The sequence below is a fragment of the Tepidibacter mesophilus genome, assembly GCF_002724055.1.
Lineage (GTDB): Bacteria > Bacillota > Clostridia > Peptostreptococcales > Peptostreptococcaceae > Tepidibacter_A > Tepidibacter_A mesophilus.
This window is the reverse complement of the sequence record NZ_BDQY01000038.1, coordinates 1-16,755: the sequence shown is the minus strand read 5'-3', so window position 1 is coordinate 16,755 and position 16,755 is coordinate 1. Positions and strand designations below refer to the sequence as shown.

The 16,755-nt window shown below is 27.3% G+C and carries 13 protein-coding genes and 2 rRNA genes; 13 read left to right on the top strand and 2 right to left on the bottom strand.

Annotated elements, in window-relative coordinates:
* Positions 1–23 precede the first annotated feature (23 nt).
* Positions 24–140: ribosomal RNA gene (gene rrf, locus Tmeso_RS15215) — 5S ribosomal RNA — on the top strand.
* A gap of 297 nt (positions 141–437) precedes the next feature.
* Here rrf and Tmeso_RS15210 read toward each other — a convergent pair.
* Positions 438–2,780: a sensor histidine kinase gene (locus Tmeso_RS15210; protein ID WP_099192738.1), complete on the bottom strand. Its 2,343-nt coding sequence runs from the start codon at positions 2,778–2,780 to the stop codon at positions 438–440.
* A 212-nt stretch (positions 2,781–2,992) separates the two neighbouring features.
* Between Tmeso_RS15210 and Tmeso_RS15205 the strand changes: the two genes are divergently transcribed.
* The 9 genes from Tmeso_RS15205 (at position 2,993) to Tmeso_RS15165 (ending at position 11,837) form a co-directional block, all read left to right on the top strand.
* Complete coding sequence (locus Tmeso_RS15205; RefSeq protein WP_099192736.1) at positions 2,993–3,352, top strand: GntR family transcriptional regulator; 360 nt, start codon at positions 2,993–2,995, stop codon at positions 3,350–3,352.
* Between the two features lie 12 nt (positions 3,353–3,364).
* Positions 3,365–4,063: an ABC transporter ATP-binding protein gene (locus Tmeso_RS15200; RefSeq protein WP_099192734.1), complete on the top strand. Its 699-nt coding sequence runs from the start codon at positions 3,365–3,367 to the stop codon at positions 4,061–4,063.
* Positions 4,053–4,829: an ABC transporter permease gene (locus tag Tmeso_RS15195; RefSeq protein ID WP_099192729.1), complete on the top strand. Its 777-nt coding sequence runs from the start codon at positions 4,053–4,055 to the stop codon at positions 4,827–4,829. Before Tmeso_RS15200 ends, Tmeso_RS15195 begins: the two co-directional genes overlap by 11 nt.
* A 172-nt stretch (positions 4,830–5,001) precedes the next feature.
* Positions 5,002–7,170 carry a DNA helicase PcrA gene (pcrA, locus tag Tmeso_RS15190; RefSeq protein WP_099192725.1) on the top strand — a complete coding sequence of 723 codons (2,169 nt, stop codon included), beginning with the start codon at positions 5,002–5,004 and terminating at the stop codon, positions 7,168–7,170.
* A gap of 25 nt (positions 7,171–7,195) precedes the next feature.
* Complete coding sequence (locus Tmeso_RS15185) at positions 7,196–8,494, top strand: M18 family aminopeptidase (protein ID WP_099192723.1); 1,299 nt, start codon at positions 7,196–7,198, stop codon at positions 8,492–8,494.
* Positions 8,495–8,508: 14 nt separating this feature from the next.
* Positions 8,509–9,285, top strand: a complete 777-nt coding sequence (locus Tmeso_RS15180; RefSeq protein ID WP_099192721.1) for a patatin-like phospholipase family protein — start codon at positions 8,509–8,511, stop codon at positions 9,283–9,285.
* Positions 9,286–9,597: 312 nt separating this feature from the next.
* Positions 9,598–10,215 (top strand): metallophosphoesterase, encoded by a 618-nt coding sequence (locus tag Tmeso_RS15175; protein ID WP_099192719.1) that lies wholly within the window; start codon positions 9,598–9,600, stop codon positions 10,213–10,215.
* Between the two features lie 12 nt (positions 10,216–10,227).
* Positions 10,228–11,241 carry a hypothetical protein gene (locus Tmeso_RS15170; protein ID WP_099192718.1) on the top strand — a complete coding sequence of 338 codons (1,014 nt, stop codon included), beginning with the start codon at positions 10,228–10,230 and terminating at the stop codon, positions 11,239–11,241.
* A gap of 74 nt (positions 11,242–11,315) precedes the next feature.
* Positions 11,316–11,837: a peptidylprolyl isomerase gene (locus Tmeso_RS15165; protein ID WP_099192717.1), complete on the top strand. Its 522-nt coding sequence runs from the start codon at positions 11,316–11,318 to the stop codon at positions 11,835–11,837.
* Positions 11,838–12,000: 163 nt separating this feature from the next.
* Here the strand turns inward: Tmeso_RS15165 and Tmeso_RS15160 are convergent, their stop codons facing one another.
* Positions 12,001–13,596: a putative manganese-dependent inorganic diphosphatase gene (locus Tmeso_RS15160; RefSeq protein ID WP_099192716.1), complete on the bottom strand. Its 1,596-nt coding sequence runs from the start codon at positions 13,594–13,596 to the stop codon at positions 12,001–12,003.
* Between the two features lie 74 nt (positions 13,597–13,670).
* Between Tmeso_RS15160 and Tmeso_RS15155 the strand changes: the two genes are divergently transcribed.
* From Tmeso_RS15155 to Tmeso_RS15145, 3 genes are all read left to right on the top strand, one after another.
* Complete coding sequence (locus tag Tmeso_RS15155; protein WP_187296402.1) at positions 13,671–14,255, top strand: DUF4230 domain-containing protein; 585 nt, start codon at positions 13,671–13,673, stop codon at positions 14,253–14,255.
* Between the two features lie 103 nt (positions 14,256–14,358).
* A complete protein-coding gene (locus tag Tmeso_RS15150) occupies positions 14,359–16,122 on the top strand; it encodes a M3 family oligoendopeptidase (protein ID WP_099192713.1) in 1,764 nt (587 codons plus the stop codon).
* Positions 16,123–16,540: 418 nt separating this feature from the next.
* Positions 16,541–16,755 (top strand): 16S ribosomal RNA (locus tag Tmeso_RS15145); the annotation flags it as partial.

Below are 16,755 nucleotides of genomic sequence, written 5' to 3'. Positions count from 1 at the left end.
GATTTACAACAAAATAAAGATTATGTGGTTATTATAGCAAGGAGGATACACCTGTTCCCATTCCGAACACAGAAGTTAAGCTCCTTAGCGCCGATGGTACTTGGAGGGCAGCCTCCTGGGAGAGTAGGACGTAGCCACGTAATCTTTTTTTATTGTATACGAAACTATATGATTTTGAATCTATGGATAACATTTGTTGAAAAACTATACTTGCAACTATTTTTAAGCAACGGAGCCCGTTAGGGATCGTTGGCGACATGAGTCACCGCGTAGCGAGTAGACGAATTTTTTATTTTTTGTATAGTGGTTAATTGAAAAAGATGGTTATTTAAATACCGTGAATGCATTAAATAGATTCACTAACATTTAAATAACCATCTTTTTTAGTATCCAGATATATCAATAAAGCTAACGTTTGAAAAAAGATTACGTAACTACTATATAGAGTATATATCAGAAAATTCTATATTTATTTTTTCTATATACGTATCCTTTGCATAAGCAGTATCTATTTCGGTTATATCATCTACAGTAGTTACAGGAAGCTTTATTATGAATTCACTTCCACATCCATAATCACTTTTAACATCTATAGAGCCATTGTGCATGTCTATTAAAGACTTTACAAGAGATAGACCTATACCACTTCCTTCTGTATTTCTGGTTAAAGATTTATCAACTTGTCTAAATCTATCGAATATTATTTCTAATTTATCATTTGGAATACCAATTCCTGTATCTTTTACAGATATAGTTACATAGTCTTCTTCTGAAAATAAATCAACTGTAATTGAATCACCTAAATCTGTGAACTTAATAGAATTAGATAGAAGATTTAGAATAATTCTCTCTATTGCATTTGGATCTACAGCCATTATTTTTTCTTCAACGTTTGTATCGAATATCAAATATATTTGTTTGTTTTTTATATAATCGCTTACAGATAGAGTTATATTTTCTACAAGACTTACTATATTATGATTTTGAAGTTCTATATTGAAATATCCACAGTCTAGTTTTGTTATATCGATTAAGTTGTTTACTAGTCTGAGCATTCTATAGCAGTTTTGTTTTAATATATTTATATGATGAATTGTATTATTTGATTTACATACTAATTGATTATTTGTTAAATTATTTTCTATTAATTGAGTTATAGAAAAAATTAAATTAAGCGGCGTCTTGAGCTCATGAGATAAATTTGAGAAAAATTCAGTTTTTAGTTTATCATATTCAAGGGCTTGTTTTAGTCTTTTTTCTTCTTCTATTATTTTATTTTTGAGTTCTTCAGCTTTCTTTTTTTCACTTAAATCACTTACTATTACAAGTGAATGGCTTTTTTCGTTGAAAAATGGGTAAGAACAAACTGCTATATCTATAAATTCTCCATTAGGAGTTAAACCTAATTCTTCTATATAGGGTGAGTATATATTTTTCTTCTGATTAATTAACCTTTCATTTATTTTTGTGTGAAAATCTTTATGAACATAATCATATAAAGGTTTGTTTTTTATAGATTCTAAATTTTTAATTTTAAATAATTTAAGCAAAGCAGAATTAGCAAATAATATATTTCCATTCTGATGAACTAATATTCCAAATGGTAGAAACTCAATTAAATTTTTATATTCTTCTTGGCTTGAGTTAAGTATTCTCTGGAGTTTCTTTGCTTTTTTTATATTGAACAATAGTACTAATATTATTAATATCAAAAATAATATGATATATACTCCAAATGTATAAACTGTGTTTTTAGATATATTGTAAAAATTAGATGGTTTATTTATTATTTCAGATTTTTGTGGCAATTTAGATATAGGTATATTAAATCTTTTCAATTGATTATAGTCAAATTGATAATTATTTTGTACTAAAAATTTATGAATATTATTGTTTGTTTTGTTCATTATTTTTAATGCAAAATTTCCGGTAGAATCACCTAAATCATAAGCATCACATAAAGAACCTCCTACTATTCCTTTATTCATCATTGAATCCCAAAAAGTATATATAGGAATATTTTTATTTTTGGAAGTGTATTCAATTAAATTATATAGTGGAGAAATTTCATTAGAGTCATTTAGAAAGTCTGTTAAAAAAACAATTGCAGTATCATCAGATAAATTGTTGATTTTATCAATTACTTTGTTAATATTAGATTCATAATAAATAATTACATCTATGTTTTTTGATGAATAATACTTTTTTTGATCTTCAAATAATTTAATATACTGATAGCTCAATAAGTTCGGGTTAACTGGTATGAATATTTTACTATTTGGGTGAAGATTATTTACTAAACTTAATGTTTTATTTATGTCTATTGATTGTTCAACTACATGGTATCTTTCATTAGAATTTATTTTATTTAATATACTAGATTCGTTAATTCCGCAAAATAGGATAGGAGAATTCACGAACAATTTATCATTATATTTCTCGAAAAAGTAATAAGCATCTTCGTCAGTAACTATTACAATATCGAATTTATATTTCTGGAATTTATATTTATACAAATTGTAAAGCATATCAAAGTATTCATCATCATGTTTTATTTGAATATCCATATTTTCTATATGAATTATATTGTTTTGAGAATTTAAACTTGAATAAATACCTTCAACAACATTGTGTGTATAAGAATACGATAGATTTTGAGAGTTAATAATCAATATATGCTTAGAGTCTTCTTCTCCAAATGAAAAAAAATTTGATAAAAAAAATGCGTTTATTAATAATATACATATACAAAAATATATAAAGTTATTTTTATTTGTCATAAAAAAATCTCCTTTTGTGTTAAGAAATACATAAATATACAATTCTACATATAAAAATATATACCTTCGATGAAAAAAGTAGGGTTTTGTCGATTTTATATAAAATTTTTATTGAAAAAATAGTTGACAAAGTAAGGAATAAATAATAGTATTATAGTGCAATAGTTAATTAGTACACTGTGATACTACTGAAATAGTTAGGAGTGTTTAAAATGGAATTTGACAATAGTAAACCTATATATCTTCAAATAATTGAAGATATAAAAAAGAAGTTAATCAGAGGAGAGATAAAACCAGGAGATAAAATACCTTCTCAAAGAGAACTTGCAAAAGATATAAAAGTTAATCCTAATACAGTTCAAAGGGCATATAGGGAGATGGAGAGTATCAATCTAGTAAAGGCATTAAGAGGTCAGGGCACTTTTATATGTGATGAAGAAGAACTTTTAAATGAAATAAAAAAAGAGATGGCAAATGAAGTACTTATTAAATTTGTTGAAGAAATGAAATCTTTAGGATTTAAAGATGATGAAGTAATAGACTTGGTAAAATTATGGCAGGAAAAAATATAAGGAGTGGTAATGATGATAGAATTTATAAATGTTAATAAAACTTTTAAAAAAGTAAAAGCATTAGATGATTTTAATTTAAAAATAGAGCCTGGTAAAATAATAGGGCTTTTAGGTCCTAATGGATCTGGTAAATCAACTTCATTAAAAATGATTGCAGGACTTAATAAACCTGATAATGGGAAGATACTGGTATTTGGAAATGAGCCCTGCATAAATACTAAAAAGGATATTGCTTATCTTCCTGAAATAGATTATTTATATTCAAATATGAATGTAAAGCAAATATCGGATTTTATATCTTCATTTTATTCTGATTGGGATGTTAATAAATATAAAGAATTACTGGAATTTTTAAAGTTAGAAGAAGATATGGTAATAGGTAAAGTATCTAAAGGAATGAGAGCTAAGATTAAACTTTTGCTTACATTTTCTAGAAATGCAAAGATTGTGCTTTTAGACGAGCCTTTATCGGGGATTGATATACTAACTAGAGAAGAAATAATAGAAACTATAATAAGAGATTATAGACAAGGAGAACAAACTATAATTTTATCTACACATGAAATATTACAAACAGAGAATATATTCGAAGATGTTGTATTTTTAGGGGATGGAAAAGTAAAACTTGCAGGAAATGTAGATGATATAAAAATGGAATACAACATGTCTTTAAGTGAAGTTATGAAGGAGGTATATAGAAATGATATTTAATTTATATAAAAAGGAAATAAATAAATTCAAAAAAGAAACAATTATATTTTTAGGATTACTTTTAATTTTAAATATATTTTTTCTTTATAAGACTTATAATGGATGGAATTTAGAAGCTGGGTTTATTATGAATATGTTATTAATTCCATTAACATTTTTAATCCCGTTAGTATTAGCGGAATCTAAATTTATAAGCCAGGAATTTAAAGATAATACTATATATATTTTAATGAGTCTGCCTGTATCTAGTGAAAAAATATTTTTAAGTAAATTTTTAGCTGTAATGACTCAATATATAGTGTATAGCTTATCTGTAATTATTTTTATGAGTATACAGTTTATGATTTTTTTAAATAGAACTCCTTATATACAAGAAATAAAGCAGTTCTTTGATATAAGAATTTTTAGTACAGCAACATCTTTTTATGTTCTTTCAATAGCTGGACTATTATATATGATAAGCTCTATATTCTTATCTTCTATAATAGGAAAAACTTTCAAAAAATATTCTAAAATAATTAGCTTTGGTTCTTTTTTAGCTATATTATATATAGGAGGAAAAATTATAGGATTTATGATGAGTAATTTAGAAAAAGTAGGTTTTACTATTAACAATGTAGCTATGAATTATAATATAGACGAGTTTATGAGGCTTTTAAATGAAGTAGGGTTTGGAGTGTTTTTAACTACATTAATAATATTACTTGTTACTTTTGTAATTTACTTTATTACATGTAAAATTTATGATAAGAAAATAGAAATTTAAAAGGAATAGATAAAAATCTATTCCTTTTAAATTTGTATATACTAGTTTATATATGATAAAATAATATAATGAGCAAAAATTAAAACCTATAGAAAATTGTCTATAGGTTTTTTAACTTAATGCAAATTTCAACTTGAAATATATAAAAAATTTACTTGAGGGGAGAAATTAAATGGATTTATCTACATTGAATGATATGCAAAGGAAAGCAGTACTTAAAACGGACGGGGCACTATTACTTTTAGCTGGGGCGGGTTCTGGAAAGACCAGAGTTCTAACTTACAGAATAGCCCACTTGATAAATGATTTAGAAGTACATCCTTCTAATATATTAGCAATTACATTCACTAATAAGGCTGCTAATGAGATGAGGGAAAGGGTAGAGGCAATAATAGGATCAGATGCCCATAATATGTGGATAAGCACATTTCACTCTTGTTGCGTTAGAATACTTAGAAAAGATATAGATAAAATAGGTTATACAAGAAGTTTTGTTATATATGATAGATCGGATCAGATGACACTTATGAAGGATTGTATAAAAGAGCTTAATATAAATGACAAAATGTATGAAGCAAAAACTGTTCTTGGTCATATTTCTGATGCAAAGGATAAGATGATAAATTCAAAGAGATTTAAGGAAATTCATCAAAATGATTTTAGAATGAGCAATATTGCAAAGGTTTATTCTTTATATCAAGAAAGGCTGATGAGAAATAATGCTCTTGATTTTGATGACCTTATAATGAAGGCTATTGAGATACTTGAGAATAATGAAGGGGTTTTAGATTTTTATCAAAGAAAGTTTAAATATATAATGGTTGATGAGTACCAAGACACGAATAGAGCGCAGTATAAGCTTGTAAATATGCTAGCTAGAAGACATGGTAATTTATGTGTTGTAGGGGATGATGATCAATCTATATACGGTTGGAGAGGTGCAGATATAAAGAATATACTTGAGTTTGAAAAGGATTATGAGGATGCTCTAGTTGTAAAGCTTGAGCAAAACTATAGGTCAACTCAAACTATACTTGATGCTGCAAATAAAGTTATTGCGAACAATATAACTAGAAAAGATAAAAAATTATGGACTGAAAGCGGTTTAGGGGATAGAATAAGAACTTTTAAGTCAAGAGATGAAAGAGAAGAAGGAGATTTTATAGCTCATAGTATAAAAAAATTAAACAATGACAAAGGTATAGAGTATAAAGATTGCGCTATATTATATAGAACTAATGCTCAATCTCGTGCTCTAGAGGAAGCTTTAATAAAACAAAATATAAAATATAAGATATTTGGTGGTATAAAGTTTTATGAGAGAAAAGAGATAAAGGATTTGATAGCTTATTTAAGAATTATACAAAATCCTGTTGATGACATTTCTCTTAAGAGAATAATAAATGTGCCAAAAAGAGGGATAGGTCTTAGAACTCTTGAAAAAATAGAAGATGTTGCGCTTTTAAAGAAGGAGAGCATGTATCTTTCTTTATATGATGCTGATAACATAGATGTATCTACTAGAGTTAAAAGTAAGTTAAGAGAGTTTACAACATTAATATCATCTCTTAGTGCAATGAAGGATGCATATTCTGTAACTAAGCTTATAGAGAAGGTTTTAGAAAACACTGGATATATAAAAGAGCTTGAAAAGGATGATAGTATAGAGAATCAAACTAGAATAGAGAACTTAAAGGAGTTTTTATCTGTTGCAATGGAGTTTGAAAAAACAAGTGAAGAAAAGGATTTAGAAACATTTTTAGCTACTATATCCCTTATATCCGATATGGATTCTTCTGATGAAGATGATGATTATGTATCCTTAATGACTCTTCATAGTGCGAAGGGGCTTGAGTTTCCAGTGGTATTTTTAGCAGGGCTTGAAGAAGGCGTATTCCCTATAAGTAGGGCTTTAACTGATGAAATAGAGCTTGAAGAAGAGAGAAGACTTTGTTATGTAGGAATTACAAGAGCTATGAAAACTTTATATATGACTTATGCAGCTTCAAGAACTATATATGGAAAAACTAACTATTCTAGAATATCAAGATTTATAGGAGAGCTTCCTAATGATTGCTTAAAAAGTCTTAATAAGAATGAGCCTGAAAATAAGATACTTAGAAAACAAAATAGCTTAGTTGAAAAATATAAGCAAAGACATATGGAAAAAGAGGCTAAGGATATAGATAACAATGAGGTAAATCTTGGGTCTAAAGTTAAGCATCCTGCATTTGGAGAGGGAACTGTTGTAGCCAAGAATGGTTCTACTGTTAGCATAGCATTTGAGAATAAGGGGATTAAGAGTATTAATTTAGACTATGTAAAGTTAAATATAATATAGAATAAATAAAAGGGTGGGATTAAATATGAGAGAAAAAGAGTTTGCTAAGGATCTTATAGATTATGCTTATAAGGGGGCTAGTTCTTTTCATGCCGTTAAGACGAGTGTAGATATTTTAGAAAAAGAAGGATTTAAAGAGTTAAAGTTAACTGATAAGTGGGATATTAAACAGGGTGGTAAGTATTTTGTAACTAAGAATTCTTCTGCTCTTGTAGCTTTTGAGATAAATTCTGATAAGGTTGATGAAGAAGGATTTAGAATAATAGCATCTCATAGTGATGCTCCTTGCTTTAGAATAAAGCCAAATCCTGAGATGGTAAGTGAGAAAGTTTATTTAAAGTTAAATACAGAGGTATATGGTGGCCCGATTCTTAGTACTTGGATGGATAGACCTTTAGCTATTGCAGGAAGGGTGGCTGTTAAAAGTGATAATATATTAAAGCCAAAGGAAGTGCTTGTAAATATAAATAAACCATTATGTATTATACCAAATCTTGCTATACACATGAATAGAAATGTGAACAGTGGAGTTGAGTTAAATAAACAGGTTGATATGGTTCCTCTTGTTTCTATTGTAAATGAAAACTTAGAAAAAGATGGATTACTATTAAAAGAGATAAGTAAAGAAATAAGTATTCCTTGTGGTGATATACTAGATTTTGATTTGTTTTTATATGAGTATGAAAAGGGATGCTTAGTAGGACTTGATGAGGAATTTATTTCATCTGCTAGACTTGATAACTTGGCCATGGCACACTCAAGCCTATATGCATTAATAAATTCAAACAACTCAAAAGGAATTAATATATTTGTAATGTTTGACAATGAGGAAATAGGAAGCTCAACAAAACAAGGTGCAGATTCTAATATGTTAAAGAACATACTTGAGAGAATAACTATATCTTTAAATAAAACTAGAGAAGAATTCTTTACAAGTATATACAACTCTTTCATTATATCTGCTGATATGGCTCATCCTGTCCATCCAAATAGAGGAGAAAAGCATGACCCTACTAATAGACCAGTAATAAATAAGGGCCCTGTTATAAAGATAAATGCAAATCAAAAATATACGAGTGATAGTTATTCAATATCTGTATATGAAGCTATATGTAAAGAAGCGGGAGTACCTTGCCAAAAATTTGTAAACAGATCAGACCAAGCGGGTGGATCTACTATAGGACCTATATCATCTACTCATTTAGATATAAACAGTGTGGATATTGGAACATCTATACTTGCTATGCATTCAGTTAGAGAACTTGGTGGAGTAAATGATCATTATTATGCATATAAAAGTTTCTTGAAATTTTATGGAATATAAAGGGGTAGATTTTTATGTTGGGAGTTTGTTTACCTGGGGGAGGAGCAAAAGGAGCTTTTGCTGCAGGAGTTATATATGGGCTTTATGAAAAAGGAATTAAATTTGATATAGTAACTGGGACTTCAATAGGATCTATTAATGGATATTTTATATACACAGAAAATGTTAGAAAACTTAAAGAATTGTGGATAAATATTGATGATGATGAGATGGCAAAGCAAAAAATCTGTGGAAAAGTCGTAGATAATTCACAACTTATAAACAATTTGAATAATTTAGATGAAAATATACAATATAACACAGATCTTTATGTTAATTATGTAAATGTTAAAGATAATAAACTTAGAGAAATAGTTACAAATATTAAGGGCTATAATAAACAACTAGCTCTATCTTATATAAAATATAGTTCTCTTCTTCCTTGTAATATAAATGAGGAAGTATCATTTGAACAATTAATAAATACATTCGACTCAAAAGAAGTATTTGATACATTTAAACAAGATGTACTAAATGGTGAGTATGAAGGGTATAATTTAGATGGGGGAATATTAAACAACAACTTACTATCTCCATTTATATATAAAAAAGTGAACAAACTATTTATAATAGCTCTTAGAAAAGGATATGTAATACCTGAATATATATTAGATTATTATACTAAAGAAGATATTGTAGTAATAGAGCCAGATACAGATATGAAGCCTAGTGATACACTTAAATTTGAAAAAGAGTTCTGTAAAGACTTATTTTATGAAGGTTATAAAAAAGTATTCCTTCAAAAAATCTAATGTATACTTTTTTGAAACTCATAACGAAATTTATATTTATCCATAATTTAAAGAGGAATATAAATTTTTATTCGTTATAAAAAAGCAACAAATGTTAATTATATAGAAGTAAGTGGAAGTACTAAAGAAAGAGCAAAGAATATATTGAGAATATTAGATTTAGAATATATAGAGACAAAAGAATTATGTGCGGATATAAAATAAGCTACCTATTTAAATAGGTAGTTTTTTTGTGCAAAAAAACTAAATTTTGAAAATTAAAAAAATATAAAGTATAATCTAAGTAAATACATCAGTATAAGGAATGATTTAATGGAAAAGTTTAAAGTGATTTTAAACAGATCGATAGGAAAAGTTTATGTTCCAAAGCATATAAGAAATAGAGAAGAAGAAGTAATACTTCACATATCAGATACACCGTATGGCTTTTTTTATGCTCTGAAAAATTTAATAAGAAAAATAAATCCAGAATACATAATCCATACAGGTGATTTAGTTGATAATATAAAACTTGAATTTTGTCATTACTCTCTATACAGATATACTAAAAGACTTGAGGTTTTAATAGATATATTATCAAAATCTAATGCAAAAAAAATATATATATGCTTAGGCAATCATGACAAAAAAGAGAAACTGCAGGAGATATCAAATAAAATACAAATAATAGACAAAAGTGAAAATATAAACATAAAAAATTTAAAACTTAGAATGAGTCATTATTCTAATGAAATAATAAAAGATCCTCAAGAATATAATTTATATGGTCACAATCTACAAATGAGAAATAAAATAGATAATGGAAAAATATATTTAAATGGAATTCAAAGTATAAATATTATATATACAGACACAAAAAAGGTTGAATACTTACCCTATCCATTTGGGATAGATGATGAGAGACTTAGAAAGGGAAAAATAGGATTATAAGGAGATGATACTATGTTTTCTATGGTTAGAAGAGGACCAAAATCCTTAATAATTGAAAGCAATGATGTATTACAGGTTAAAAGATACTTTGCTAAGCAATTAAATGCATCTAGAAAATGCGACTTAATATCTGCTTTTCAAGAAGCTGATGAAGAGTGTACAATAATATTTATAGTAGAAAAGGCTAAGGATATTATAAATTCAAAAGAATGTTTAGATATATTTATTCTTCAAGAGGAACCGGATGTAATATTATGTAGTTTATTAAATAATGATATTAAAGAATATATAACATATTCAAGAATTGCTCCTAGAATAATATTTATGAGAGTATTTGGGGATTTAAATAAGATAATAGAAAAAATAGAAGAAGACAATAAAAAAAGCTATGTTAAGGGAGATGTTATAAACATACTAGAAAATTATAATGACAAAGGAACAGTAGTAGCCTTTACAGATAAACCTCTTAGAAAAACATTTAATGTAGCTGATATATATAAGGAAGCTCTTTATATAGAAGAGAAATATTCAACACTTATAAAAAAAATGAGAACAGATGCATTAAGATATCTGAATGCTGGACTTGATAATAAAGATTGGTATGAAATAGAAATTAAGATATATGACAGATATGGAGCTTATGAACTTCATTATGATAGGCTATTAAAGATACTCGAGGGACTAGAACTTGGGGTTATACTTGGAGAATCTTGGACTAAAGATTACCCTAGGTTATTCATGGTTGTTGGGGTATATAGAGTCAGATTTTTTACGTTCTATGATCCAAAATATATTAAAAAGATTCTAGTAGGAGCTGAATTTTTAGAAGATGGAGAAAGAATCGTAGACTATGATGTTTATTATAATAGGAAAAAAATAAACTGGACAGATGTAATAGAGGATAACTTAAAATCTAAAAATTTATTATCAGAAAAATATAGGAAAGAAATATTAAATAAAATACAAAAAATCGATTTAGATGATATAAAATTCCTAGAAACAGAAATAATTAAAACTAGAACCTAAAAATTTGATATAATTATGTAGTCGCAATTGTAAAACTACATAATTATATTTATAAAAAAGAAAGGAAGATACGAATGCAAAAAAATCCAATAGTTACAATTGAAATGGAAAATGGAAACATAATTAAAGCGGAGCTTTACCCTAATATAGCTCCTAATACTGTAAATAACTTTATATCTTTAATCCAAAAAGGGCACTATGATGGAGTTATATTCCACAGAGTAATACCTGGATTTATGGTTCAAGGAGGATGCCCTAATGGAACAGGAATGGGTGGACCGGGATATTCTATAAAAGGAGAATTCTCTCAAAATGGACATACAAATAATTTAAAGCATGAAAGAGGAGTTCTTTCTATGGCTAGAACTATGGATCCTAATTCAGCTGGATCTCAATTCTTTATAATGGTTGCAAGATCACCTCACCTTGATAATCAATATGCTTCTTTCGGAAGAGTTACTGAGGGAATGGAAGAAGTAGATAGAATAGTATCAGTAGATACAGATTATTCTGATAAGCCACATAAAGATCAAAAAATGAAAAAAGTTACAGTAGATACATTTGGAGTTGAATATCCAGAAGTAGAAAAAATGTAATAATAAAAAACCAGCCATAGGCTGGTTTTTTATTAGATAAGAAGTATAATAATTTTATTCTGCCGATAACTTGAAAGAAGTTACACTTGAGATTATTTTTGAGCAACGGAGCCCGTAGGGATCGTGGCGATATGAGTCACCGCGTTAGCGAGTAGACGAATTTTTATTTAGAAGATTTTATAGCTTCAGTTAAATTAGGAACTAATTGTTTTTTTCTAGAAACCACTCCGTCCACAAATACACCTTGAGAAGCTTCTACATTAAATGCTTTAGATATCAACTTATCTTCGCTTTTATATATTAAATAAGAACCTTCTTTTATTATATCTGTAATAGCTAAGACACATAAATCATAGTCTGTATCATTTATATAATTTAAGAATTCATCTTTTTTGTTGAATATAGAGTCTATATCTAAAGTGAATACCTGTCCTATACCTGTCTTTAATCCTTCAAGATTAAATTCTTTAAAGTCCATATTAACTATTTCCTTTATTGAGAATCCATCAAGAGAAGTTCCAGATTTGAACATTTCCATAGCATATTTTTCAATATCTAGATTTAAAATTTTATTAAGATTTTCAACTGCAGCCTTATCTACATCAGTAGTTGTAGGAGATCTAAATAAAAGCGTATCTGATAATATACCAGATATAAGAACTCCTGCAATTTCAAAAGGTATTTCTATATTGTTTTCTTTGAACATAGTATAAACTATAGTACATGTGCTTCCAACAGTCATATTTCTAAAGTTGATAGGAGAAGATGTAGATATTCCACCTATTTTATGGTGGTCTATAATCTCAAGAAGCTCAGCTTGATTTAAACCATCTACGCTTTGAGCTTCTTCGTTATGGTCAACTAATATAACTTGCTTTTTTTTAGGATTTAAAAGATGATCTCTTCCTAAGAAACCTAAGAATGAATTATTAGAATCAATAACAGGGTAATGTCTATAATGAGTATGTAATATATCTTCTTTTACATCGTCTATATAGTCACATTCTTCGAATTTAACTATATCAGAGTTCATTATAGATGATACAAAATTACATTGATGTATTAATTTAGAAGTAGAGTAAGTATCATTTGGAACTCTCACTATAGATACACTATTTTCTTTAGCTAGGTTTAAGTATTTTTCAGGAATTTCATTGTCTCCAGTTAATATTATTAACTGAACTTTAGATTCTATAGCGTGTTCTATAACATCATATCTATCTCCAACTATTATTATATCCTTGTCAGATAGAGTGCCTTGTATAGTCTTATAATAAAAAGCTATTATAGATAATTTTCCATTTACAATATCATTAGAATTTATAAGAATATCGCCATTTAAATCAGAAGCTATATTTGAAAGAGTTGTATTCAGGCAGTCTATATTGCCGTTTACAAGATTCATAGCGATATCTTTCATAGTTACTATTCCAAGTAATTTATGATTATTATCAACTATAGGAAGCGTTTTTAAATTAGAGGCTTCCATAGTTTTATAAGCTGATAAAATTGAAGAATTAGGATTTACTCCCGATATTTTATTAAAGTTTAAATCCTTAACCTGAGTTTTAACATCTTTTATAAAAGTAGGATGTGCTAACTTAAAGTAATCAAGAACGAATTCAGCCTCTTTTCTTATATCTCCTAAAACACATGGCTTTGTATCAAAACCTAATTTATTTTTAAGATGAGAAAATGCTATGGCTGAAGTAACCGAATCAGTATCTGGATTTTTATGACCAAATATTAAAGTTGACATTGATATTTCTCCTTTCTATGTTTATTATTATATTAAATCTTCAAAACATTATTATATCAAAAGGAGAGGGTACATTGATAGTTAAAAATGATAAAAATAAAATTTTGATGATTCTTTTTGCTATATTTATATTATTTACAATTTTAACGAGTGGAAACATATTAAAATTAAATAAAGAAAAAGATTCTACTACTATATTAGGGAAAATTTCTCAAATACAAGAACTATCTGTTAATAAATATTATTATACAAATATAGTTTCTTTTAAACAGAATAAAAAGATAAAAGATCTAGAAATTCCATTTACTCAAAAATCATTTTTAATAAAATATGATGGAGTAATAAAAACTGGAATAGATCTGAATGATGTAAAAATAATTGAAAATAAAAACAACAATATAAAACTAAAAATAAAAAAAGTACAGATATTAGATCATACAATAGATGAAAAAAATATATATGTATATGATGAAAAGACTTCTTTATTTAACAAACTTCAAATAAAAGATGTATTCACAGAAATAAGTAAAGAAAAAGATAATATAGAACAAAAAATGATAAAACAAGGTTTTTTAGAACAGTCAAACAAGAATACACAAAAATTATTAGAAAATATATTAACAGGACTTGGGTATGAGAAGGTAGAAATAATTTATTAGATATAATAATAAAACTTATGCTATTAAAAAATGAATAAAGTCGTAGATATATAAACAAAATAATAAGTATAGGTTTTATAAATTATGAATGAGGAGGATTTTTATGGATTTGGTTTGGAGTTTAGATGATATATACAAGTCATTTGATAGTGAGGAGTTTAACAGTGATTTATGTACATTCTATAAATACATAGAAGATATAAATAAATGGAGCGATGATAATTTAAATTCTTATGATAATTGTAAGGAAAAGATAGAGTATATACTGATTAATTACAATGATTTTTTTGATTTATTTATGAAATTAATATCTTATGCTCAGCTTACACTAAGTGCAGATGCAAAGAATAAAAAAGCTCTTAGTGTTGTTGAAAAGCTTGAAAAAGATATGACTCAAATAACTAGCTCAAAAGTTAAATTTGAAAAATATATAGGAGAAATAGAGAACATAGAGGATTTGATAAACTCTTCAAATGTAATAAAAGAATATTCCTTTTATATTCAAGAATTGAGAAATAAATATAAGTACTTACTTACACAAAAAGAAGAAATGAGCATATCCAAAATGAAAAATACAGGTTCTGATTCATGGACTAAACTACAAGAATTACTGACTTCTACATTGATGGTTGATATAGAAGAAGATGGTGAGGTTAAAAAGAAACCTCTTTCTGTTATCAGAAGCATGGCTTACGATAAAGATTCAAATACTAGGAGAAAAGCATATGATGCAGAACTTAAATCATATGAAAAAATAGAAGAATCATCTGCAGCTGCTCTTAACAGCATAAAGGGTGAGGCTATAACATTATGCAAGTTGAGAGGATATGATGGTGTTCTTCAAAAAACATTGTTGGATTCTCGATTAGATGAAAAAATACTAAATACTCTAATGGAGGCAATAAAAGAAAGTCTACCTATGTTTAGAATGTTCTACAATAAAAAAGCTAAGATGCTTGGTCTCAACAAACTTGCATTTTACGATCTATTTGCACCAGTAGGTGAATTTGATAAAAAATACACTTATGAAGAAGCTAGAGATTATATAGTCAATAACTTTAGGACATTTAGTGATGAACTTGCTGATTTTGCAGATAATGCATTTGAAAATAAGTGGATAGATGCAAAGCCAAGAAAAGGAAAAAGAGGTGGAGCTTTTTGTGAAAATATACATGCTGTAAAGCAAAGTAGAATTTTATCAAATTTTACTGGACAATTTAATGATGTGGTGACACTTGCTCATGAACTTGGCCATGGATATCATGATTATTGTCTTAAAGATGAAAAATATCTAAATAGTACCTATCCTATGCCTATAGCTGAGACTGCATCAATATTTTGTGAGACTATAGTCAAAAAAGCAGCTATGAAGGAATTAGAAGATGACAAACTTATAACTATATTAGAAAATGATATATCAGATAATGCTCAAGTAATAGTAGATATATACAGCAGATTTTTATTTGAGAGCGAGATGATAAAAAGAAGAGAAGAAGGGTCTGTGTCTGTTGAAGAATTAAAAGAAATAATGGTAGAAGCACAGAAAAATTCATATGGGGATGGATTAGATGAAAACTATCTTCATCCATATATGTGGATATGTAAACCTCATTATTATTATGCTGATGAAAATTTTTATAATTTTCCTTATGCATTTGGTCTTTTGTTTTCAAAGGGACTGTATAATATGTATTTAAATGAAAAAGATAGTTTTGCAGATAAATACAATAAACTTCTATCTATAACAGGTAGAAAAAATATAAAAGAAATAGGAGATACTATGGGAATAGATCTTGAAGATATAGAATTTTGGAGAGGCTCTATTAAAGTTATAGAAGAAGATATAAATAAATTTATGAAAATATGAATAAAATAATGTACAAATGTAGAGTATAAGTAACATCGAATATATAATGATTATAATTTATAGGTAGTATTATTAAATATTACCTAATATATTTTTTATAAAAATCAGCAATGGAAACTGATTTTTAATTTAATTAAGGATATGAATATAGTTACTATGTTAATCATTATATATTTGATTTTGTGTGTTTAAAGACATTTTTAGACTTATATATACAAAAATATATAAAAAGTGTTGACGGATTGTTTAGAAGGTGATATATTATTACTTGTCCTCGATAATGAGGTGAACGAGAAACACATGAACACAACATATGAACTTTGAAAATTAAACAGTAGGTTATAAATAAATCACAACAGTGATTTTCGGAATAAACAAACAAAAAGTCAGTTTACTGAGTACTGACAAACTTTAAATTTTATTTAAGAGTTTGATCCTGGCTCAGGATGAACGCTGGCGGCGTGCCTAACACATGCAAGTCGAGCGGAGATTAAAAAGCTTGCTTTTTAATCTTAGCGGCGGACGGGTGAGTAACGCGTGGGTAACCTGCCCTATACACACGGATAACATATCGAAAGATATGCTAATACGAGATAATACATTTTTAAGGCATCTTAAAAATGTCAAAGATTT

What these genes read in the sequence shown, in the direction of transcription:
- Tmeso_RS15160 (WP_099192716.1), bottom strand. Translation starts at nt 13,596, where the DNA reads ATGTCAACTTTAATATTTGGTCATAAAAATCCAGATACTGATTCGGTT.
- Tmeso_RS15180 (WP_099192721.1), top strand. Translation starts at nt 8,509, where the DNA reads ATGTTGGGAGTTTGTTTACCTGGGGGAGGAGCAAAAGGAGCTTTTGCT.
- Tmeso_RS15165 (WP_099192717.1), top strand. Translation starts at nt 11,316, where the DNA reads ATGCAAAAAAATCCAATAGTTACAATTGAAATGGAAAATGGAAACATA.
- Tmeso_RS15195 (WP_099192729.1), top strand. Translation starts at nt 4,053, where the DNA reads ATGATATTTAATTTATATAAAAAGGAAATAAATAAATTCAAAAAAGAA.
- Tmeso_RS15150 (WP_099192713.1), top strand. Translation starts at nt 14,359, where the DNA reads ATGGATTTGGTTTGGAGTTTAGATGATATATACAAGTCATTTGATAGT.
- Tmeso_RS15185 (WP_099192723.1), top strand. Translation starts at nt 7,196, where the DNA reads ATGAGAGAAAAAGAGTTTGCTAAGGATCTTATAGATTATGCTTATAAG.
- Tmeso_RS15205 (WP_099192736.1), top strand. Translation starts at nt 2,993, where the DNA reads ATGGAATTTGACAATAGTAAACCTATATATCTTCAAATAATTGAAGAT.
- Tmeso_RS15200 (WP_099192734.1), top strand. Translation starts at nt 3,365, where the DNA reads ATGATAGAATTTATAAATGTTAATAAAACTTTTAAAAAAGTAAAAGCA.
- Tmeso_RS15175 (WP_099192719.1), top strand. Translation starts at nt 9,598, where the DNA reads ATGGAAAAGTTTAAAGTGATTTTAAACAGATCGATAGGAAAAGTTTAT.
- pcrA (WP_099192725.1), top strand. Translation starts at nt 5,002, where the DNA reads ATGGATTTATCTACATTGAATGATATGCAAAGGAAAGCAGTACTTAAA.
- Tmeso_RS15170 (WP_099192718.1), top strand. Translation starts at nt 10,228, where the DNA reads ATGTTTTCTATGGTTAGAAGAGGACCAAAATCCTTAATAATTGAAAGC.
- Tmeso_RS15210 (WP_099192738.1), bottom strand. Translation starts at nt 2,780, where the DNA reads ATGACAAATAAAAATAACTTTATATATTTTTGTATATGTATATTATTA.